General features: G+C 69.7%; 17 protein-coding genes. 10 read left to right on the plus strand and 7 right to left on the minus strand.

Annotated features, from left to right (window positions below):
- The first annotated feature begins 62 nt into the window (after positions 1 to 62).
- Positions 63 to 650 carry a D-alanyl-D-alanine carboxypeptidase family protein gene (locus AVR91_RS31235; protein WP_063274487.1) on the plus strand — a complete coding sequence of 196 codons (588 nt, stop codon included), beginning with the start codon at positions 63 to 65 and terminating at the stop codon, positions 648 to 650.
- 69 nt (positions 651 to 719) lie between these two features.
- Here the strand turns inward: AVR91_RS31235 and bla are convergent, their stop codons facing one another.
- Positions 720 to 1,631 (minus strand): class A beta-lactamase, encoded by a 912-nt coding sequence (gene bla / locus AVR91_RS31240; RefSeq protein WP_063274488.1) that lies wholly within the window; start codon positions 1,629 to 1,631, stop codon positions 720 to 722.
- Positions 1,632 to 1,816: 185 nt separating this feature from the next.
- Between bla and AVR91_RS31245 the strand changes: the two genes are divergently transcribed.
- Positions 1,817 to 3,049, plus strand: a complete 1,233-nt coding sequence (locus AVR91_RS31245; protein ID WP_063274489.1) for a thiolase family protein — start codon at positions 1,817 to 1,819, stop codon at positions 3,047 to 3,049.
- Entirely contained in the window at positions 3,049 to 5,160 is a 2,112-nt protein-coding gene (locus AVR91_RS31250) for a 3-hydroxyacyl-CoA dehydrogenase NAD-binding domain-containing protein (protein ID WP_063274490.1), read from the plus strand. The genes AVR91_RS31245 and AVR91_RS31250 overlap by 1 nt, the downstream gene beginning before the upstream one ends.
- Before the next feature lie 158 nt (positions 5,161 to 5,318).
- Here the strand turns inward: AVR91_RS31250 and AVR91_RS31255 are convergent, their stop codons facing one another.
- Entirely contained in the window at positions 5,319 to 5,876 is a 558-nt protein-coding gene (locus AVR91_RS31255) for a permease-like cell division protein FtsX (protein WP_063274491.1), read from the minus strand.
- A gap of 66 nt (positions 5,877 to 5,942) precedes the next feature.
- On the opposite strand from AVR91_RS31255, the gene AVR91_RS31260 reads away from it, so the two are divergent.
- The gene (locus AVR91_RS31260) at positions 5,943 to 7,544 is read left to right on the plus strand and encodes a CehA/McbA family metallohydrolase domain-containing protein (protein WP_063274492.1); all 1,602 of its coding nucleotides are present in this window, start codon (positions 5,943 to 5,945) and stop codon (positions 7,542 to 7,544) included.
- A 78-nt stretch (positions 7,545 to 7,622) separates the two neighbouring features.
- Here AVR91_RS31260 and AVR91_RS31265 read toward each other — a convergent pair whose 3' ends face one another.
- The 4 genes from AVR91_RS31265 to AVR91_RS43435 form a co-directional block, all read right to left on the minus strand.
- On the minus strand, positions 7,623 to 8,447 hold the full coding sequence (locus tag AVR91_RS31265; protein WP_063274493.1) for an aldo/keto reductase: 825 nt from the start codon (positions 8,445 to 8,447) through the stop codon (positions 7,623 to 7,625).
- Between the two features lie 27 nt (positions 8,448 to 8,474).
- Positions 8,475 to 9,602, minus strand: coding sequence for a sensor histidine kinase (locus AVR91_RS31270; protein ID WP_063274494.1), 1,128 nt, complete (start codon positions 9,600 to 9,602; stop codon positions 8,475 to 8,477).
- Positions 9,599 to 10,276, minus strand: a complete 678-nt coding sequence (locus AVR91_RS31275; protein ID WP_007033550.1) for a response regulator transcription factor — start codon at positions 10,274 to 10,276, stop codon at positions 9,599 to 9,601. The genes AVR91_RS31270 and AVR91_RS31275 overlap by 4 nt, the downstream gene beginning before the upstream one ends.
- Positions 10,277 to 10,479: 203 nt before the next feature.
- On the minus strand, positions 10,480 to 11,964 hold the full coding sequence (locus AVR91_RS43435) for a PucR family transcriptional regulator (protein ID WP_211282793.1): 1,485 nt from the start codon (positions 11,962 to 11,964) through the stop codon (positions 10,480 to 10,482).
- Between the two features lie 111 nt (positions 11,965 to 12,075).
- Between AVR91_RS43435 and AVR91_RS31285 the strand changes: the two genes are divergently transcribed.
- The 5 genes from AVR91_RS31285 to AVR91_RS31305 are packed head-to-tail and all read left to right on the plus strand — an operon-like array spanning position 12,076 to position 19,016.
- Positions 12,076 to 13,527 (plus strand): sodium:solute symporter, encoded by a 1,452-nt coding sequence (locus AVR91_RS31285; protein WP_063274495.1) that lies wholly within the window; start codon positions 12,076 to 12,078, stop codon positions 13,525 to 13,527.
- A 22-nt stretch (positions 13,528 to 13,549) separates the two neighbouring features.
- Positions 13,550 to 14,503, plus strand: coding sequence for an agmatinase (speB, locus tag AVR91_RS31290; RefSeq protein ID WP_063274496.1), 954 nt, complete (start codon positions 13,550 to 13,552; stop codon positions 14,501 to 14,503).
- On the plus strand, positions 14,500 to 16,149 hold the full coding sequence (locus AVR91_RS31295; protein WP_063274497.1) for a thiamine pyrophosphate-binding protein: 1,650 nt from the start codon (positions 14,500 to 14,502) through the stop codon (positions 16,147 to 16,149). The genes speB and AVR91_RS31295 overlap by 4 nt, the downstream gene beginning before the upstream one ends.
- Positions 16,146 to 17,552 (plus strand): aminobutyraldehyde dehydrogenase, encoded by a 1,407-nt coding sequence (locus AVR91_RS31300; RefSeq protein ID WP_063274498.1) that lies wholly within the window; start codon positions 16,146 to 16,148, stop codon positions 17,550 to 17,552. Before AVR91_RS31295 ends, AVR91_RS31300 begins: the two co-directional genes overlap by 4 nt.
- 21 nt (positions 17,553 to 17,573) lie before the next feature.
- On the plus strand, positions 17,574 to 19,016 hold the full coding sequence (locus AVR91_RS31305) for a purine-cytosine permease family protein (RefSeq protein WP_063274499.1): 1,443 nt from the start codon (positions 17,574 to 17,576) through the stop codon (positions 19,014 to 19,016).
- On the opposite strand, the gene AVR91_RS31310 is transcribed toward AVR91_RS31305, so the two are convergent.
- Positions 19,013 to 19,828 (minus strand): oxidoreductase, encoded by an 816-nt coding sequence (locus AVR91_RS31310; protein ID WP_063274500.1) that lies wholly within the window; start codon positions 19,826 to 19,828, stop codon positions 19,013 to 19,015. The genes AVR91_RS31305 and AVR91_RS31310 overlap by 4 nt on opposite strands.
- A gap of 92 nt (positions 19,829 to 19,920) precedes the next feature.
- Between AVR91_RS31310 and AVR91_RS31315 the strand changes: the two genes are divergently transcribed.
- The gene (locus AVR91_RS31315) at positions 19,921 to 20,448 is read left to right on the plus strand and encodes a TetR family transcriptional regulator (RefSeq protein WP_063274501.1); all 528 of its coding nucleotides are present in this window, start codon (positions 19,921 to 19,923) and stop codon (positions 20,446 to 20,448) included.
- Positions 20,449 to 20,599 lie beyond the last annotated feature (151 nt).

The raw sequence follows: 20,599 nt of genomic DNA on the forward strand, positions 1-20,599 counted from the left end.
GGGGCGTTCTGGGAAGAAGCTCACAAACCGTGGCGGCCCGCCGGGGGCTGGGTAGTTTCGGAGTGGTGCCGACCACATCCACCTCCAGCCGCAGGACCGTGATCAGCGTGTTCGCCGCGCTGGGCCTCGTCGTGGCCGCGATGGTGACGCTCGGCGCCACCGGCCTGGCCGTCAAACCGGTGAACGGGCAGGCGCTCGCGGTCCTCGAAGAGGTCCCCGGTCCCGAGAGCGGCCCGACCTGCGCCGTCGACAAGCGTTACGTCGACGAAGACACCTTCGGCATGCGCCCGGACGTGATCGAAGCGTGGAACGCCATGCGCGCCAAGGCCAAAGCCCAGAACGTCACGCTCTGCGTGAACGACGGCAAACGCAGCCGGAGCCAGCAGCAGCGCGAGTTCGACAAGGCCGTCGAGCGGTTCGGCTCCGTGGAGCAGGCCAAGAAATGGGCACTGCAGCCCGAGACGTCCATGCACGTCAAGGGAATCGCCGTCGACATCCAGCCGCTGAACTCGGCCTCATGGGTGGACAAGAACGGCGGCCCGCTCGGCTGGTGCCGTCGCTACGACAACGAAAAATGGCACTTCGAGTACGACCCGGCCTACAAGACCGCCGGCTGCCCGGCCCTGCTCCCCAGCGCCACCGGCAACTAAGGCGTAACTCGCGTGATTGGACGCGTAACTCGCGTGATTGGAGGCGGAACTCATGAGTTCCGGCTTAGATCACGCGAGCTTTTCGACGACGTACTTCGCGGCCTCGGCGAGCAGCGCTTCGTCGTACGGAGCGTCCTTCGCCGCCTTGCTGGACATGACCGCCAGGACGATCGGAGCCTTACCGGGAGGCCAGAGGACGGCGATGTCGTTCAGCGTGCCGTACTCGCCCGTTCCGGTCTTACCCGCGATGGTCCAGCCGGGCGGCAGGCCCGCCCGGATCCGGCCGGCGCCGGTGACCGTGCGCTGGAGCAGGTCGCGCAGGAAGTCGCGTTTGTCGGCGGCCAGCGTGTCCCCCAGCACGATCTCCCGGTAGTCGGCCGCGAACGCCCGCGGTGTGGTGGTGTCGCGAAGGTCACCCGGCGTGGCCTCGGTGATGGCCGGTTCGATCCGGTCCATCCGCGTGACCGTGTCACCGAGACCGCGCGTGAACGCCGTCAGCGCGGCGGGGCCGCCGAGATCCCGCAGCAGGAGGTTGCCCGCCGTGCCGTCGCTGAACCGGACGGCGGCGTCGCACAGCTGGCGGATCGTCATGCCGGTGGCCACGTGCCGCTCGGTGACCGGGGCGTGCTTCATCAGGTCGGCCCGCGAGTAGCGGACCCGGGTTTCCAGATGCGACAACGGGTTGCGCTGCAGCACCGCGGCCGCCGCGACCCCCTTGAACGTCGAGCAGAACGCGAACCGCTCGTCCGCGCGGTGCTCGACGGTGCCGCCGTCTCCGGTGTCGAGCGCGTACACACCGAGCCTGGCGTCGTACTTCTTCTCCAGCTCCATCAGCCGGTCGTGGAACTGGCGGGTGGTGGACGGCGGCGGTGGCGGAGGCGACGGCGCGGGCGGGTTCGCCCGCGTGCAGGCGGCCAATGACGCGAGGACCGCCATCCCCAATAGCGCGCGACGGGTGACGGCCGGCCCCGGCGAGTCCATCGTGATCCCTCCCCCTGATCACTTCGAACATAGCAATTTCCCCACCTCCCCCGGATCGGCCAAGCGGCCGAGGCGGGTGACCCCGGGAGTGTGCCTTCCCCCACTCGACCGGGCCACCATCCTGGTTACCGACGGGTAACCGGGGCTAGGGTGCGGTCAGGACAACCTCTACTTCAGGAGCATTCGTGGCCGCAGGAGCAACACCGCTCGCGCCGAACGCGCGGTCGGTACGCAATGTCGCCTTCGTCGAAGGGGTGCGGACGCCCTTCGGCAAGGCAGGCGAAAAGGGTATGTACGCCGGCACCCGTGCCGACGATCTCGTCGTCAACGCCATCCGTGAACTGCTGCGGCGGCATCCCGAGCTGCCGCCCGAGCGCGTCGACGAAGTGGCGATCGCCGCCACCACCCAGATCGGCGACCAGGGCCTGACCATCGGCCGCACCGCCGCGCTGCTGGCGGGCCTGCCGAAGTCGGTGCCCGGTTTCGCGCTCGACCGGATGTGCGCGGGCGCGATGACCGCGGTCACCACCACCGCGAGCGGGATCGGCTTCGGTGCCTACGACATCGCCATCGCCGGCGGCGTCGAGCACATGGGCCGCCACCCGATGGGCGAGGGTGTGGACCCGAACCCGCGCATCATCGCCGACAAGCTCGTCGACCCGACGGCGCTCGTGATGGGCCAGACCGCGGAGAACCTGCACGACCGGTTCCCGGCGATCACCAAGCAGCGCACCGACGCGTACGCCGCGCGCAGCCAGGAGAAGTACGCCGAGGCCGTGAAGACCGGCAAGATCGGCCCCGAGCTGGTCCCGGTCGCCACGCGTTCGAAGGAACTCGGCTGGGGTCTCGCGACCGAGGACGAGCCGCCGCGCCCCGGCACCACCGTCGAGCAGCTCGCCGGGCTGAAGACGCCGTTCCGCCCGCACGGCCGGATCACCGCGGGCAACGCGGCCGGGCTCAACGACGGCGCCACCGCGGCGCTGCTCGCCGACGAGGACACCGCCCGTGAGCTCGGCCTGCCGATCGGCATGCGCCTGGTGGGCTACTCCTTCGCCGGCGTCGAGCCGGAGGTCATGGGCATCGGCCCGGTGCCCGCCACCGAGAAACTGTTCGCGCGCACCGGCCTGTCGATCGACGACATCGGCCTGTTCGAGATCAACGAGGCGTTCGCGATCCAGGTGCTCGCGTTCCTCGACCACTTCGGCATCGCCGACGACGACCCCCGCGTCAACCAGTGGGGTGGCGCGATCGCCTGCGGTCACCCGCTCGCGTCCTCCGGGGTGCGGCTGATGACGCAGCTTTCGCGTCAGTTCGCCGAGCGCCCCGACGTGCGCTACGGCTTGACCACCATGTGCATCGGTATCGGCATGGGCGGCACCGTTATTTGGGAGAACCCGGCCTTTGAGGGGGCGAAGTAATGACTTTCACCGCTGAGCAGGCGAAAGCCGCCTTCCCCGACGAGGTCGTCACGAACGCGGTCACCCGGCTGGTGAAGGTGCCCGGGCTCGGCAAGCCCGTCGCGCTGATCACCCTGGACAACGGCCACGACCACACCCGGCCCAACACCTTCGGCCCGCAGGGCCTGGTGAGTCTCAACGCCGCGATCGACGCCGCCTTCGCCGCGGAACCCGCCGCGATCGCGGTCACCGGCAAGCCGTTCATCTTCGCCGTCGGCGCCGACCTTTCCGGCGTCGAAGCGGTCGCGGATCCGGCGCTGGCGCGGGAGATCGCGCAGACCGGGCACGACGTGTTCCGGCGGCTCACCGAATCCGAGATCCCGACCTTCGGGTTCATCAACGGCGCGGTGATGGGCGGCGGGCTCGAACTCGCCCTCTCCTGCCACTACCGCACGCTGTCGGAGAACACCGCCGCGATCGCGTTCCCCGAGGTCTTCCTCGGCCTGTTCCCGGGCTGGGGCGGCACGCAGCTGCTGCCGAACCTCATCGGCCCGGACGCCGCGGTCACCGTGATCATCGAGAACGCGCTGGCGCAGAACAAGATGCTGAAGGTCGCGCAGGCGGCGGAGCTCGGCATCGTCGACGAGGTCTTCGGCTCGGCCGACTACCTCGAGCAGTCCCTGCTGTGGCTGGCGAAGGTCGTCAACGGCGAGATCACCCCCGCCCGCCGCGAGATCGACCGCGGTGCGGGCTGGGACGCCGCGATCGCCCGCGCGAAGGCCATTGTGGACGGTCGCACGAAGGGCGCGTCCCCCGGCGCGACCAAGGCCGTCGAGCTGCTGGAGCTGGCCCGCGAGAACGATCTGGACCGCGGCTACGCGGCCGAGACCGACGGGCTCGCCGAACTGCTCATGGACGACACCCTGCGGGCCGGGCTGTACTCGTTCAACCTGGTCAACAAGCGGGCCAAGCGGCCGGCGGGCGCGCCGGACAAGTCGCTGGCGCGCAAGGTGAACAAGGTCGGCATCGTCGGCGCGGGGCTGATGGCCAGCCAGATGGCGCTGCTGTTCGTGCGCCGTCTCAAGGTGCCGGTGGTGCTCACCGACGTCGACCAGGAACGCGTCGACAAGGGTGTGTCCTATGTGCACGGTGAGATCGACAAGCTGCTGGCCAAGAAGCGGGTCTCGCCGGACGGCGCGAACCGGCTGAAGGCGCTCGTCACCGGTTCGCTCGACAAGTCGGCGTTCGCCGACGCCGACTTCGTGATCGAGGCGGTGTTCGAGGAGCTGGGCGTCAAGCAGAAGGTCTTCGCCGACCTGGAACAGTACGTCTCCCCCGAGGCGATCCTGGCGACGAACACCTCGTCGCTGTCGATCACCGCGATGGCGTCGCAGCTGAAGCACCCGGAGCGCGTGGTCGGGTTCCACTTCTTCAACCCGGTCGCGGTGATGCCGCTGCTGGAGATCGTCCGCGCGGAGAAGACCGACGACGCCGCGCTGGCGACGGCGTTCGCGCTCGGCAAGCAGCTCAAGAAGTCGAGCGTGCTGGTCAAGGACGCGTCCGCGTTCGTGGTCAACCGGCTGCTGCTGCGTTTCCTCGGCGAGGTGCTGGTGACCGTCGACGAGGGCACGCCGTTCGACGTCGCCGACAAGGCGCTCGAGCCGCTGGGCCTGCCGATGACGCCGATGACGCTGATGCAGCTCGTCGGCCCGGCGATCGCCCTGCACGTCGGAGAGACCCTGCACGAGGCGTTCCCGGACCGGTTCACCGTCAGCGAGAACCTCGACCGCTTCGTCAAGGCGGGCAAGAAGGGCGTCTGGCAGTGGGACGCTCACGGCAACGCCACCGTGGATCCCGAGGTGGCCGAGCTCTGGCAGCAGGGTGACTCGCCGTCGACGTCCGAGCAGGTGCGTGACCGCGCGCTGGCCGCGATCGCCGAGGAGATCCGGATCATGCTCGACGAGGGCGTGGTCGCCGAGGCGCAGGACATCGACCTGTGCCTGATCCTCGGGGCGGGCTGGCCGTTCTGGCTGGGTGGCATCACGCCGTACCTCGACCGGGCGGGCGTGTCCGAGAAGGTCAACGGCAAGCCGATCCTGGCCCCGGGTGTGGCGAGCGTTCCGCTCTCCTGAGCCTCGACGGAAGGCCACCGTCGGCGATCCCTTGATCGCAGGCGGTGGCCTTTCGCGTTTTTCGTGGATTCGATGGCGAGCGGCTACGTTTTCGTGAAAGTCTGGGGCCTTGCGAGGGAACGTTCGTCTCCCCGGCCATCCCCCGGGGAGACGGGCCGTCAGCGTTCCCCGGAAGGCGGACAGGGCGGTGGCGTGGTCGTCATCTGAGCGGCGATCCGAGCGGGATCGAGCACGTCGACCTTCTGCGCCTTGGGGAACCGCTGCCGCAGCTCGTCCGCCCACCCTCCGACATCGGTTCCGGGCACGGGCACGAGGTGCACCGCCGCGGGAAGCGTGTCCGGCGTCGTCAGCTCCAGGAGTTCCGGCCGGTCCGCGAAGAGCTTCTTGAAGCGCTCGTAGGCCTCCGCCTTGTTTTCGGTGAACACCCGGCGGGCTTTCGGATCGTCCCGAAGCGCCTGGGCGGCGGCGGTCATGTCCTCGTCGGCGCCGACGAACACCACCAGCCGCATCCCGCAGAGTTCCCGCTTCCCCAGCGGCACGGGCGCGGTATCCCGTGGCAGCGCCACCGGGGCGGGCTTTTCGGTGATCTGGTTCAGGACGACGACGGCCGTCGTCGCGACGGCGGCGAGGACCAGGACCGCGACCGCGGCGACCACCCAGAGCAACCGCCGCGACGCCTTCGGTGTCCGTTCCGGTTCTTCCACAGGGACGATCATCACACGGCGCCGTCCCTTCGCCGTCCGGACATCGTCCGTTCAACGAGGCTCTTTAGCGTCCGGCCGGTGAACAGCGAAAAACCCGGCGTCGACCGCCGCGGATTCCTCAAGCGCGCGGGCCTCGTCTCCGCGGCGGCCGCCGGCGCCCCACTCGCCGCCGCGGCACCGGCGGACGCCCTCGATCTGAACCTCGACCTCGATCTCGGCCTTGTCTTCGGCCGGGACCGCTACCGGTGGCTGGCGGGCGATCACCACATCCACACGCAGTACTCCTACGACGCGATGTACACAGTGGACGGAATCGCCGCCGACGCGCGCCGTCACGGCGCGGACTGGGCGGTGATCACCGATCACGGCCACGCCGCGCACGAGAAGTCGTCGGTGGAGCGCACGAACGCCGCGATCCGGACGGCGCAGCGCGAACATCCGGATCTCCTGCTGTGGCAGGGCATGGAGTGGAACGTGCCGGGTGCCGAGCACGCGACGCTGTTCTTCCAGGCGGGCGCGGACCAGGCCGCGAAACTGCGGGAGTTCGAGCGCGCCTTCGACTGGCGGCTCACCGGCACCGAACCGGGCACGCCGGACAACGAGGCGCTGGCTGCCGAGGCGATCCGCTGGCTCGCCGCCGAAGAACGGGCACGCCGGATCCACGCGCCGGTGGTGGTGATCAACCATCCGCTGCGCAACGGCCGGATCGCCCCGCACGAGATCCGCGCGCTGCGCGACGCCGCGCCCGGCATCGTCATCGGTATGGAAGGCGCGCCGGGAGCGCAGGCCGACGGCTTCCCCGAACCGCTCGGGAGTGGCGGTGGCGCGCGCGGCGGCTACGGCAACTCGCCCGGCTCGAACTCGTGGCCGGGCTTCCCGGAGTCGGCCTACCGCACCTACGGCGGCTTCGACTGGAGCACCGCCACCGTCGGCGGGCTCTGGGATTCGCTGCTGGCCGAAGGAAAGCCGTGGTGGATCACCAGCAACTCCGACTCGCACTACAACCGCGGCGACACCCACGTGCGGCCCAGCGTCCCCGACGGCTACTACGACGAGCACGGCGGCTACCCGGACCCGATCGACACCGGCGTCCCGCAGACCCTGCCGCCGTACGCGGACTTCGCCCCCGCCGAATTCAGCCGGACGATGGTCGGCGTGACCCGCCGAAGCCACGAAGGTGTGCTGGAAGGCTTGCGCGCGGGCCGCGTCTGGGTGGTGCACGGCGGGCTCGCGCAGGAACTCGAATTCGGCGCGTACAGCGGCTGGAGCTCGGCGACGATGGGCGGCAGGCTGAGGGTCCGGCGCGGGTCCGACGTCACGGTGGTCGTCTCGGCGAAGCTCGCGGCCCGGCCGAACGGCGGCGGCTCGATCCCGCGGCTCGCGCGGCTCGACCTCGTGTCCGGACCGGTGACCGGCCCGGCCGCCGACCGCGACACGCAGACCGCCCCGGGCACGCGGGTGGTGCGGTCCTTCGAGCCGCGATGGGCGCCCGGGCGGCGGGTCACCTTCCGGCACACGTTCCGCAACGTGCGCGAGCCGTTCTTCGTGCGGACACGCGGCACGGACGGCAAGAAGCACGTGCCCGGCGGGATCGAACCGAGCGCCGACGTGATCGGGCGGTCGAACCCGTTCGAAGACCTGTGGCTGTACGGGAACCCGATCTTCGTCGACGTGCGGTAAGCCTCTCTCGGATGTCATGAAAGGGTCGTTCAGGACGACAAACGTCCTGAACGACCCTTTCATGACACTTCCGAGGTCCTAGGCGCCCAGTGTGTCCGGATCCGGTCCCAGCCGCTTCCCCTGCTCCAGCGTCGCGATCGCGGCGGTGTCGTGCGCGTCGAGCGCGAAGTCGAAGACGTCGATGTTCGCCTTGATCCGTTCGGGCGTGACCGACTTCGGGATCACCAGATGGTCCATCTCGACGTGCCAGCGCAGCACGACCTGAGCAGGCGTCTTGCCGTGTTTCTCGGCGATCGTGGTGATCTTCTCGTCGGCGAGCAGGTCTCCGCCGCGCGCCAGCGGGCCCCACGCCTCGGTGACGATCTCGTGCTTCTCGTGGAAGTCCCGCAGCAACGGCTGCTGCAGCCACGGATGGCATTCGATCTGGTTCACCGCAGGGACGATCCCGGTCTCTTCGATCAGCCGCTCCAGATGCGGGATCTGGAAGTTCGAGACGCCGATCGCCTTCGCCCGGCCGTCGGAGGCGATCTTTTCCAGCGCCCGCCACGTTTCCACGTACTTGTCCTGCGCGGGCAGCGGCCAGTGGATCAGGTACAGGTCGACGTAGTCGAGCCCCAGCTCGCTCAGGCTCGTGTCGAAGGCGCGCAACGCCGGGTCGTAGCCGTGTTCGGTGTTCCACAGTTTCGTGGTGACGAACAGTTCCTCGCGTGGCAGCCCGCTGGTGCGGACGGCCTCGCCGACGCCGCGTTCGTTGGCGTACAGGGTCGCCGTGTCGATGGCGCGGTAGCCCGCCTCGATGGCGGTGCGGATCGCACCGGCGACCTCGTCGTCGCCGATCTTGTACACCCCGAACCCGAGTTGCGGGAGGGATGTTCCGTTGTTCAGCCGAATACTGGGAACCATGCCCGAAACCGTAACCCCAGCCGGGGGTCAGGGCAGAGCGGGCAGGTGGACGGTCACCGAAAGACCGCCGCCCACAACGGGTTCCGCGGACACGGTGCCACCGTGCGCCTGCACCGCGGCCCGCACGATCGAAAGCCCCAGCCCGGCCCCGGTGCGGGCCGTTCTGGCGACGCCGGCGCGGCGGAACGGCTCGAACAGTTCGGGGACCGCCGCCGGATCGAGCAGCCCGCCCGAGGAACGCACCCGCAGCACCGACCACTGTGGACCGGCCTGCGTGACGACGTCGAGCCAGCCGCCGTCGACGTTGTGCCGCACGGCGTTCTCCAGCAGGTTGCCCGCGATCCGTTCCAGCAGCGCGGGATCGCCGAACGTCGGCGCGCCGGGGGTCGCGAATTCGGTGCGGATGCCGCGCTTTTCGGCTTCGGAGCGCACCGCGCGCCACGCGCTCGCGACGATCACCGCCAGATCGACCGGTTCCCTGGCCACCAGCCCCGCGCCGTCGGTACGCGCGAGCAGCAGCAGCGAACCGACCAGCCGCTCGGCCCGTTCGGTCGCGTCGCGGACGACACCCGCCATCCGGCGTAACTCGGCTTCGTCCGCGTGCTCGTCGGCCAGGGTGACGTCGAGTTCGGTGCGGATGACGGCGAGCGGCGTCCGCAGTTCGTGGCTGGCGTTCGCGACGAAATGCCGCTGCGCGTCGAACGCGGCCTGCAACCGGTCGAGCATGTCGTCGAAGGTCTCGGCCAGTTCGGCGAGTTCGTCCTTCGTGCGGACCTCGCCGATCCGCTCCCCCATCGACTCGATCGAGAGACGGCGCGCGGTACCGGTGATCTCGCGCAGCGGCTGCAGGACCCGCGCGGTGAACGTCCACGCGAGGATCCCCGCCGCCAGCACGACGAAACAGAACGCGACCGCGCCGAACAGCAGCACCCGGTTCCGGGCGTAGACCCGCAGATGTTCGGTGACGGCGGACGCGTCGACCTCGACGCCGTCGACGCGGACGATGGTGCCCGGCGGCAGCTGCGGCACCGCGGAGACCGCGTCGCCGACCAGATTCCAGGTCAGCCAGAGCAACAGGAGGCTGACCAGTGCCACCAGCCCGGTCGCGAGCAGCGTGACCCGCGCGCGCAGGCTGCGGGCGCCGGACAGGTTCACCCGCGTGCGGTCCCCTGCTCCGGCACCCGGTAGCCGGAGCCGACGACGGTTTCGATGATGCCCGGCTCACCGAGCTTCTTGCGCAGGGTCATCACGGTGACCCGGACGGTGGTGGTGAACGGGTCGGCGTTCTCGTCCCACACGCGTTCGAGCAGTTCCTCGCTGCTGACCACCGAACCGGCGGCCGACAGCAGCACCTCCAGCACGCCGAACTCCTTGCGGGTCAGCTCGACCGGACCGCTCGCGCGGCGGACGGTCCGCCTCGCCGGGTCCAGTTCGACGTCGCCCGAAGTCAGCAGCGGCGGCGCGGCCGGGGTCGCGCGGCGGCCCAGCGCCCGCACGCGCGCGACGAGTTCGGGGAAGGCGAACGGCTTGGCGAGATAATCGTCGGCGCCGAGGGAAAGCCCGTCGACGCGGTCCGAAACGGAACTGCTCGCGGTGAGCATCAGCACGCGGGTCAGCTCGCCGGACGCGACGATCTCGCGGCACAGGTCGTCACCGGACATGCCGGGCAGGTCGCGGTCGAGCAACACGACGTCGTACCGGGTGACGGCGGCCTTCTCGTGCCCGTCGTCACCGGTGAGCGCGATGTCCACCGCCATGCCCTCGCGCCGCAGGCCGCGTGCGATCGCGTCGGCGAGGGGTTCTTCGTCTTCGACTACCAGAATTCGCACGACCCTACGTTGCCACACATTCCTGAGAGTGACCTTATTGGAGTCGTGAGTCCTTTTCGGCACCTACTGGCCGCTGGTCCCGGGCCCGGTCCGTGAAGCCCCCGCCGTGAGTCGTCCGTCCAGACACGCGTGTCGTCCGTCCAATCACGCAAGACCGCCAGTAGGTACTCAGGGACACGGTTGGTTCTAGCCGCCGCTACCCCTCACGAGGACCAGCGCAGGGCGAACCACAGCCGCATCCGTGTCTCCGGATCCGCCAGATCCACCCCCAGCGCCCGTTCGATCTGCCCGATCCGGTGCCGGACGCTGTTGCGGTGCACGCCGAGTTCGGCGGCCGTGCGGTCCCAGCCGCCGTGGTGCGCGAGCCAGGTCCGCAGGGTGCCGACCAGTTCGCGGTCACCCTTCCGGTCGAGTTCGCGCAACGGTGCCAGCACCTGCGCGGCGAAGCCGGCCGCGGCGCCTGGGTCGATCAGCGCGTCCAGTCCCGAAGGGCTTTCCGCCATCACCGGCCGTCCCAGCGCGGTCGCCCGCGTCAGCAGCAGCTCGATCTCTCCCGCCGCTTCGGGAAGCCGTCCGGGCGGGACGGGCGAACCCACGACCGCGAGCCAGCCGTCGGCGCGGAGCCGGTCGAGGTCGCCTGCCTCCGGCGCCTCACGGACGATCGCGTCGAAGCGCGGCCCCGGCCGCAGCCGCACGAGCGGGGTGTCGAGCCGGGCGCGCAGCCAGTCGTAGCGGACGGCGACCTCGTTCGGCCCTTTGCGGTACGCGATCCCGGCGACCAGACGGCGTTCGTCCCCGCCGATCACCTCGGTCTCCCCCAGCAGCAACCCCGTCGCGGTGGCGCCCAGCCCGGCCGCGTCCGAACCCGCGCGGCCCGCCAGCCCGAGCAGCGCCGCCCCGACCGACAGGATCGACCGGTCCGCGCCGTCGAACCGCGCGACCCGGCCGACCACGACCAGATGCGACGCCGTCGCCTGCGGGTACACCGGCTGCGCGACGACGTGCGTGCCGTCGGCCAGTTCCGTCGTCGCGCTGCGGATCCCCCGGCCCGCCCGCAGCGTCGCGACCAGTTCCCGGACCTCGGCGGGCAGCGGTGACGGCGCCCCGTGGTCCGCGGCAAGGACGTCGCCGGCACCGACCAGCGCCACCCACGCCCCGAGCCGTCCGGCCAGGGCGCTCGCCAGTTCGCCGAGCCCGTCGCCCGCCGCCCTGGTCAGCGCCTCCCGCGCGGCCGCGATCCGCCGCTGTTCCCGCTGCCCCGCCTCGGCGAGCGCGACCGACACGGCCCGGCTGATCGCGAGGAACGGCGTCCGCGGCTGGACGACCAGCAGCGGGAGACCGTGCCGGGCGCACGCCGCCAGCAGGGGTGGCGGCAACGTCTCGTAGGCGCCGGGGGTGAGGCCGAACCCCAGCGCGGAGATCCCGCTGCCGGCCAGCCGCCGGACGTAGCGGTCGATCTCGGCCGGTTCCACCGGCAGGTTCACGCCGGCGGTGAGCAGCAGCTCCGCCCCGAGCAGGTACGGCACGGGATCCAGCAGCTCGCTGACGTGGGCCCAGCGCACCGGGGCGTCGAGCGCGCCCGGCCGCAGGGTCTCCACGACCGGGTCGAGTGCCAGTTCCGGGTTGCCGACCACGGCCCGTAACGGGACATTCACATCCGAGTCGAACGGATCGCGGCTTTGGGTCATTCCATCCTCGTTTACACCGAAGTTCGGATGGATCATCCCATGTCGTTCAAGGTACGAACGAACCTACGGTGACCCGAACGAAGCGAACAGCCCCAAGTCAAGGAGGACACCGTGGCCGGTGACTACGCGGTGATCGCGCTCTACATAGCGGGCATGATCGGGGTCGGCTGGTTCGGGCTGCGGCTCGCCAAGACCAAATCGGACTACCTCGTCGCCGGCCGCCGCCTCGGCTGGTTCATGTACTCGGGCACGATGTCCGCGGTCGTCCTCGGCGGCGCTTCGACCGTCGGCGGCGTGAAACTCGGCTACACCTACGGCATCTCCGGCGCCTGGCTCGTGATCGCGATCGGCGTCGGCATCCTGGTCCTCCACACGCTGTTCGCGCGGCGGCTGGTGAAACTGCGCGTCTACACCGTCGGCGAGATGCTCGACCTGCGGTACGGCGGCTCCACCAGCACCATCTCCGGCGTGGTCATGTGGGGTTACACGCTGATGCTGACCGTCACCTCGACGCTGGCGTTCGCCACCATCTTCAAAGTCCTGTTCAACGTGCCGAGCTGGGCCGGTATCGCCATCGGCGGTTCGATCGTGGTGCTCTACTCGGTACTCGGCGGCATGTGGTCGATCACGCTGACCGACATCGTCCAGTTCGTCATCAAGACCATCGGCATCCTGCTGATCCTGCTGCCGGTCTCGATCGTGTCCGCGGGCGGTTTCGACGGCATGGCCGCGCGGCTGGACGAGAGCTACTTCGAACTCACCGCCATCGGTGGCGACACGATCTTCACCTACTTCCTCATCTACAGCTTCGGCCTGCTGATCGGCCAGGACATCTGGCAGCGCGTGTTCACCGCGCGGACGCCGGGCATCGCGACCGGCGGCGGCGTCATCTCCGGCGTCTACTGCCTCGTCTACGGTCTCGCCGGCGCGCTGATCGGCACCGCGGCCAAGACGCTGTACCCGAACCTCGCCAGCGCGCAGGACGCGTTCGCGACCATCGTCGAGGAGCAGCTGCCCGCCGGGGTCCGCGGGCTGGTGCTCGCGGCGGCGCTCTCGGCGATGATGTCGACCGCGAGCGGCGCGCTCATCGCCTGCTCCACGGTCAGCACCTCGGACCTGCTTTCCAAGCTGGGCCTCAAAAAGGCCGCCGACGAGGTCAGCAGGAATCGGGTCACGACGCTGGTGCTCGGCATCGTCGCGATCGGCATCGCGATGGTCGTGGACGACGTCGTCAACGCGCTGACCATCGCCTACGACATCCTCGTCGGCGGCCTGCTGGTGGCGATCATCGGCGGGCTGGCCTGGAAACGCGGCACCCGTCAGGGCGCGCTCGCGTCGATGGTCGTCGGCACCGTCGTGGTCATCACGTTCATGTTCGTCGACGGCGTCGAGGCCAACAGCCCGATCTACTGGGGCCTCGGTTCGAGCCTCGCGGTGTACCTGCTGGTCAGCTTCCTCACCCCGCGGACCTCCGACGAAATCCTCACCGTGTGGACCCGCCGCCTGAACGGCAGCGCGGCCGCCGAAGAAGAAGAGGCGAAACTCGCCGCTTCGCAGTCCTGAAAACCCGTTAGAAGGAGACACAGTGCCTGAGCAGAACCCGATCGGTCCCGTCGACTCTTCGAGGGTGCCCCGGTTCGCCGGTTTCGCGACCTTCGCGAGGCTTCCGCGGCTCGATCAGGTCGAGCGCGCCGACGTCGCCGTCGTCGGGGTGCCGTTCGACGCCGGGGTGTCCTACCGCCCCGGCGCGCGCTTCGGCCCCTCCGCGCTCCGTGAGGCCAGCCGGCTCCTTCGCCCGTACCACCCGGAACTCGACGTTTCCCCGTTCGCCGAAACGCAGGTGGCCGACGCCGGCGACATCGCGCTCAACCCGTTCAACATCGGCGAGGCGATCGAAACGCTGCAGAGCGAGGCCGAAGCGCTCACCGCGGACGGGACGCGCCTGGTGACCGTCGGCGGCGACCACACGATCGCGCTGCCGCTGCTGCGGGCGGCGGCGAAGAAGCACGGACCGGTGGCGCTGCTGCACTTCGACGCGCACCTCGACACCTGGGACACCTACTTCGGCGAGCCGTACACCCACGGCACCCCGTTCCGGCGGGCGTCCGAGGAAGGCATCCTCGACACCGAAGCGCTGTCCCACGTCGGCACGCGCGGCCCGCTGTACGGCAAGCGGGATCTGGAAGAGGACCGCCGCCTCGGATTCGGCATCGTCACCTCCGGCGACGTCATGCGCCGCGGGGTCGCCGAGACCGTCGACGCGCTGCGCCAGCGCATCGGCGGCCGCCCGCTCTACATCTCGGTCGACATCGACGTGCTCGACCCGGCGCACGCGCCCGGCACCGGCACCCCCGAGGCGGGCGGGATGACCAGCCGCGAACTGCTGGAGATCCTGCGCGGGCTGCGGGACTGCAACCTCGTCGGAGCCGATGTGGTGGAGCTGGCCCCGGCTTACGATCATGCCGAGATCACCGCCATCGCGGCTTCCCACGTCGCCTACGACCTGGTGAGCCTGCTCAGTTTGGGGAAGAGCGCATGACACAACGCATCGGCGGCGACGTCGTCGTCGAAACCCTCCACGCGCTCGGCGCGGACACCGTGTTCGGCCTGCCGGGCCAGCACGCGCTCGGTCTGTTCGAAGCGTTGCGGCGCACGGACGACCTGCGCGTCGTCAGCTCGCGGGTGGAGAACAATCTGGCGTTCGCGGCCGACGGGCACGCCCGCGCCCGGCTCGCGGCGGATCCCGAAGGCCCGGTCCCGGTGACGCCGATGATCGTGTCGACCGGTCCTGGCGCGCTGCTGACTTTGGCCTCGTTGCAGGAATCGCGGGCGGCGTCGGTCCCGGTGCTCGGGATCTCCAGCCAGGTCCCGGTCGCCGGGCTCGGCGGCGGACGCCACGGTTACCTGCACGAACTGCCCGACCAGCAGGCCAGTTTTCGTGACGTGGTGAAGTCGGTGCACGTGGTGCGCACCGTCAGCCAGATCCCGACGGCACTGCGCGAAGCCTGGGAATCGGCGGCGACCGCGCCGTACGGCCCGGTGTGGGTCGAGATCCCGCAGGACATCCTGCTGGCGCCGACGGATCTGCCGCGGATCACGGCCGTGACGGCACGGCCCGCTCCGCTCGCGCCGTTGCCGGAGCTCGTCGCCGAGGCCGCGAATCTCCTTGGCGCGGCCGAGAATCCGGTGATCCTCGCCGGTGGTGGCGCGCTGCGCTCGGGCGCGCACGCGGAGCTGAAGGCGCTCGCGGAGGCACTGCGCGCGCCGGTGCTGTCGACGTTCGGCGGTAAGGGCGTCTTCGGCTGGGATCACGAGCTGTCCGGGCAGTCGTGGCTGGAGGACTGGCACAGCACCGAGTTCCTCTCGGCCGCGGATGTGCTGCTGGTGCTGGGTTCCGGGCTCGGCGAGCTGTCCAGCAACTACCGCGAGTTCGCCCCGCGCGGCCGGGTGATCCAGGTCGAGGCCGATCTCGGGAAACTGGAGTCGAACTACCCGGCGCTGGGCATCCACGCCGACGTCCGCCTTGTCCTGCAAGGACTTCTGGAGCAGGTGCCGTTCCGGCAGTCCGACGGCGCGGCCGAAAAGGCGGTGGCGGATCTGCTGACGAAGGTGCGCGAACGCCTCGACGGCCAGCCCCTCGAAGCCGAGCGCAAGCTCATCGACGACATCCGCACGGCGATCCCCGAAGGCACCCAGACCTTTTGGGACATGACGATCGCGGCCTACTGGGCCTGGTCGGCGTGGAATCCCGAAGACGCGCCGATCCACACCGCGCAGGGCGCGGGCGGGCTCGGCTACGGCCTGCCCGGCGCGCTCGGCGGCGCCGCGGCGACCGGCGGCCCGGCGCTCGCGGTGTCCGGCGACGGCGGCGCGATGTACGGCATCGCGGAACTGGCCACGGCGGTCCAGCACGGGCTGGACGTCACGTGGCTCGTCGTCGACGACGGCGGTTACGGCATCCTGCGCGAGTACCTGACCGGCGCGTTCGGGCAGTCGACGGCCACCGAACTCGCGCGGCCCGATTTCGCCGCGCTGGCACGGTCCTTCGGCGTCCCGGCCACGGTGTCCTCTTTGGACACCGTCGGGAAGGACCTTGCCGAAGCCCTCGGCACACCCGGTCCGTCGCTGGTCGTCCTCCCCGCCCTGCTGAAGATGTTCGAGCCGACCCACCTGGAGAAGAAATGACTCAGGTCCTGAATCTCATCGACGGCGCCGAGGTCCCGGCGTCGGGTTCGCGCACGCTCGACCTGGTGAATCCCGCCACCGGCGAGGTCTTCGGCACCAGTGTCCTGTCGGAGCAGTCCGATGTGGACGCCGCGCTGGCCGCGGCCGAACGGGCGTTCAAGGTGTGGCGCAAGAGCACACCCGCCCAGCGTCAGCTCGCGCTGCTGAAGATCGCCGACGCGCTGGAGTCCCGCGCGGAAGAGTTCGCCGAGCTCGAAATCCGCGAGACCGGCAAGATCCGCGCCGTCGTGCTGGACGAGGAGATCCCGGAGTGCGTCAGCGCGCTGCGGTTCTTCGCCGGTGCGGCGCGGCAGCTCGAAGGCACCGCGTCCGGCGAGTACCTGCCGGGGCACACGTCGGCGATCCGCCGGGAGCCGGTCGGCGTCTGCGCGCAGATCGCGCCGTGGAACTACCCGCTGATGATGGGTGTCTGGAAGATCGCCCCGGCGCTGGCGGCGGGCAACACCGTCGTCCTCAAGCCCGCGGAGACCACGCCTTCGACGGCCGTCCTGCTGGCGAAGGTCGCGGCGGAGTTCCTGCCACAGGGCGCTTTTAACGTACTGTGCGGCGACCGCGACACCGGCCGCGCGCTGGTGAAGCACCCGATCACCGAGCTGGTGTCGATCACCGGGTCGACCCGCGCCGGGATCGACGTCGCCACCGTCGCGGCGGCCGACCTCAAGCGCACGCACCTCGAACTCGGCGGCAACGCGCCCCTGCTGGTCTTCGGCGACGTGAACCTCGCCGAAGCGGCCGAGGGCATCGTCGGCGCGGCGTTCTACAACGCCGGGCAGGACTGCACGGCGGGCAGCCGGGTGCTGGTGGACGCGGCGATCCACGACGAGTTCGTCGCGGAACTGACCAAGGCCGCCACCGCGCAGACGCCGGGCGAGGACTTCGGCCCGCTCAACAGCGAGGTGCAGTTCGGCCGGGTCCGCGGGCTCGTCGAGCGCCTGCCGTCGCACGCCCGCGTGGAGACCGGTGGCACCCCCGCCGGCGACCGCGGCTTCTTCTTCTCCCCCACCGTGATCTCGGGCCTGAAGCAGGACGACGAGATCGTGCAGGAGGAGATCTTCGGCCCGGTGATCACCGTCCAGTCCTTTACGGACGAGGACGAGGCGGTGCGCCTGGCCAACGGCGTCCCCTACGGGCTGGCGTCGTCGATCTGGACCAACGACCTGTCACGCGCGACCCGCGTTTCGGGCGAACTCGACTTCGGCTGCGTCTGGGTCAACACCCACGGGCCGCTGGTCTCGGAAATGCCCCATGGCGGCTTCGGGCACTCGGGCCATGGGAAGGACCTCTCGTCCTACTCCTTCGCCGAGTACACCCGCGTGAAGCACGTCATGACCCGCTTCGCCTGAAGCTCTTAGCCGGAGGTCCCCATGGGTGACAAGGTCACCGAAGTCGAGCAGCACGGCATCGCGCCGATCCCGCCGGAAGAACAGACCTCGCGTCCGCGCGACCTGTTCCGGATGGCGTTCGGCGGCGCGAACACCTTCGCCACCATCATCCTCGGGACCCTCCCGATCGCCTTCGGGCTGAGCTTCTGGGCGGCGGTGGCGGCCACCGTCGCAGGCGTGGTCGTCGGCGCGCTCGTGCTCTCGCCGATGTCGTTGTTCGGCCCGCTCACCCGGACCAACAACGCGGTCTCGTCCGGCGCGCACTTCGGCGTCGTCGGCCGTTGTGTCGGCTCCTTCCTCTCGCTGCTGACGGCTATCACGTTCTTCGCCATCTCGGTCTGGGTGAGCGGCGACGCCGTCGCCGGTGCGGCACAACGGCTTTTCGGTTTCGACGGCGGCGAAGTGCTCCGCGGCGTCGCGTACGGTGTCATCGCGATCGCCACGCTGGTGGTGTGCATCTACGGCTACCGGTTCATGCTGCTGGTGAACCGGGTCGCCGTGGTGCTGGGCACGGCGATCATGCTGCTCGGAATCGTGGCCTACGGCGGCACGTTCGACCCCGGGTTCGCCGGCACCGGCACCTACGCGCTCGGCGACTTCTGGCCGACGTGGATCCTCGCCGCGCTCACCACGATGGCGAACCCGATCTCGTTCGGTGCCTTCCTCGGCGACTGGACGCGCTACATCCCGGCGCGCCACAGCCGCCGTTCCCTGCTGGCCGCGCCGTTCCTGGCGCAGGTGGCGACGTTGCTGCCGTTCGGGTTCGGCATCGCCACCGCGACCCTGGTCGCCGATCCGGCCGACTACATCACCGGCCTGACCGCGATCTCCCCGCTCTGGTACGCGATCCCGCTGATCGTGGTCGCGCTGATCGGCGGGCTCTCCACCGGCACGACGTCGCTCTACGGGACCGGGCTGGACTTCAGCTCGATCTTCGTGAAGCTGAGCCGGGTGCAGGCGACGCTGCTGATCGGCTCGCTCAGCGTCGTGTTCATCTTCGTCGGCAATTTCGTGCTGGACATGGTGTCCAGCATCAACGCCTTCGCGACGCTGATCGTGCTGTGCACCTCGCCGTGGATGGTGATCATGATGATCGGTTTCGTGCTGCGGCGCGGGTTCTACGACCCGGACGACCTCCAGGTGTTCAACCAGGGCCGTAAGGGCGGGCGCTACTGGTTCACCCGCGGGGTGAACTGGCGCGCGATGGCCGCCTGGATCCCGGCGACGACGCTGGGTCTGCTGACGGCCAACACCCCGATGATCGCCGGGCCGTTCAAGGACATCGCGGGCGGCGTCGACATCAGCATGGTGGTGACGCTGTGCACGGCGGCGATCGCGTATCCGGTGCTGGTGAAGCTCTTCCCCGAACCGCGGGAGGTCTACTCGTACGCGGAACCCGTCGCCGAGCCGGCCGTCGCGGTTTAGGCGAAGCGGCGCAGCGCCCCGAGGAACAACGCGTCGAAGGCGCGGTCCGGGAGCACCCGGCGCACGAACAGGATCGGCTTCGCCCCGAAACCGGCGGCGTAGCGGGTCTTCGGGCGCCGGGCCCGGACGGCCTTCAGGATGACGTCGGCGATCACCTTGGGGTGGGAACCGCGTGCGGCCTGGTCGAAGAACTTCGCCAGCGCCTTGGCCTGTGGCGCGTACGCGGTGTCGCCCGAGGTCTTCATCAGGTTCTCGATGGCGATGCCGCCCCATTCGGTTTTGATGGCACCGGGTTCGACCACCACGACGTCGATGCCGAACGGCTTCAGTTCCAGCCGCAGTGAGTCGCTGAGTCCTTCGACCGCGAACTTCGTCGAGTGGTACCAGCCGCCGAGCGGCTCGTAGATCTTGCCGCCGATCGACGAGATGTTCACGATCTTGCCGGAACCCTGGGCGCGCATATGCGGCGTGGTCAGCTGGACGAGCCGCGCGAGCCCGAACAGGTTGACCTCGAACTGGTACTTCCCCTCCGAGAGCGGCACGTCCTCGAAGGCGCCGTACGAGCCGTAGCCCGCGTTGTTGACCAGGACGTCGATGCGGCCGGACTCCTCTATGATCCGCTCGACGCCCGCGACCATCGACGCGTCGTCGGTGACGTCCATCGCGAGGACCTCGACCCCGCGCTCGGCGAGCCCCGCCATCCGCTCGACGCGCCTCGCGGCGCCGTAGACCGTGTAACCCGCGTCCTTCAGCGCGAGCGCCGTGGCTTCGCCGATCCCCGCGGAAGCTCCCGTGACCAGTGCGACCTTCATGTCCCCGCTCCTAACTAACTGGTTGGTTGTCAACTCAGACTGCCACGGGATGCGACTGGCTGTCAACCAACCAGTTAGTTAGACTGAGGCTCATGGTCAGGGACAAGGAAGCGACCAAGCGGAAGCTGCTGGACGCGGCGACGACGGAGTTCGCGACGTACGGCATCGCCGGCGCCAGGGTGGATCGCATCGCGAAGAACGCGGGCGCGAACAAGGCACTGATCTACGCCTACTTCTGCAGCAAGGAAGAGCTTTTCGAGAAGGTCGTGGAGGAGCAGGTGGACCTCGCCATCCGCACCCTCACGATCACCCCCGAGGACCTGCCCGGCTACGCGGGAAGGCTGTTCGACCGCTACCTCGAACACCCCCAGCTCCTGCGGCTCATGGGCTGGCTGCGGCTGGAGAACGGCTTCGACGCGGCACCCGAGGCCGAGGTCCGGGCGCACGCGGACAAGGTCGCCGCGATCCGGAAGGCGCAACGGGCGGGCACCGTGCCGGACCACTTCGACGCCGAGGAACTGCTGAGCCTCGTCGTGCACCTGTCGATCCTCGGGTTCTCCTCCCCGACCGCGACGCGTGACCTCGTCGTGCGCGCGGCCGGGCGGATCGTGGGCAGCTGAGCCGGGCTTTCGCGCGACCGCTGGGTATGCGCCCCGGGGTGTCATGAAAGGGTCGTTCAGGACACTTTTCGTCCTGAACGACCCTTTCATGACATACGGGAAGTACGTAGCGCGCCATGAAAGGTCCTTTCCTTGCAAATTTTGCAAGGAA

The organism is Amycolatopsis keratiniphila subsp. keratiniphila (genome assembly GCF_001620365.2).
Lineage (GTDB): Bacteria > Actinomycetota > Actinomycetes > Mycobacteriales > Pseudonocardiaceae > Amycolatopsis > Amycolatopsis keratiniphila.

Bases quoted from the DNA above. Each gene is read 5' to 3' on its own strand.
- AVR91_RS31305 (WP_063274499.1), top strand. From the start codon at position 17,574: ATGGGTGACAAGGTCACCGAAGTCGAGCAGCACGGCATCGCGCCGATC.
- AVR91_RS31315 (WP_063274501.1), top strand. From the start codon at position 19,921: ATGGTCAGGGACAAGGAAGCGACCAAGCGGAAGCTGCTGGACGCGGCG.
- AVR91_RS43435 (WP_211282793.1), bottom strand. From the start codon at position 11,964: ATGACCCAAAGCCGCGATCCGTTCGACTCGGATGTGAATGTCCCGTTA.
- bla (WP_063274488.1), bottom strand. From the start codon at position 1,631: ATGGACTCGCCGGGGCCGGCCGTCACCCGTCGCGCGCTATTGGGGATG.
- AVR91_RS31300 (WP_063274498.1), top strand. From the start codon at position 16,146: ATGACTCAGGTCCTGAATCTCATCGACGGCGCCGAGGTCCCGGCGTCG.
- AVR91_RS31250 (WP_063274490.1), top strand. From the start codon at position 3,049: ATGACTTTCACCGCTGAGCAGGCGAAAGCCGCCTTCCCCGACGAGGTC.
- AVR91_RS31255 (WP_063274491.1), bottom strand. From the start codon at position 5,876: ATGATCGTCCCTGTGGAAGAACCGGAACGGACACCGAAGGCGTCGCGG.
- AVR91_RS31310 (WP_063274500.1), bottom strand. From the start codon at position 19,828: ATGAAGGTCGCACTGGTCACGGGAGCTTCCGCGGGGATCGGCGAAGCC.
- AVR91_RS31265 (WP_063274493.1), bottom strand. From the start codon at position 8,447: ATGGTTCCCAGTATTCGGCTGAACAACGGAACATCCCTCCCGCAACTC.
- AVR91_RS31295 (WP_063274497.1), top strand. From the start codon at position 14,500: ATGACACAACGCATCGGCGGCGACGTCGTCGTCGAAACCCTCCACGCG.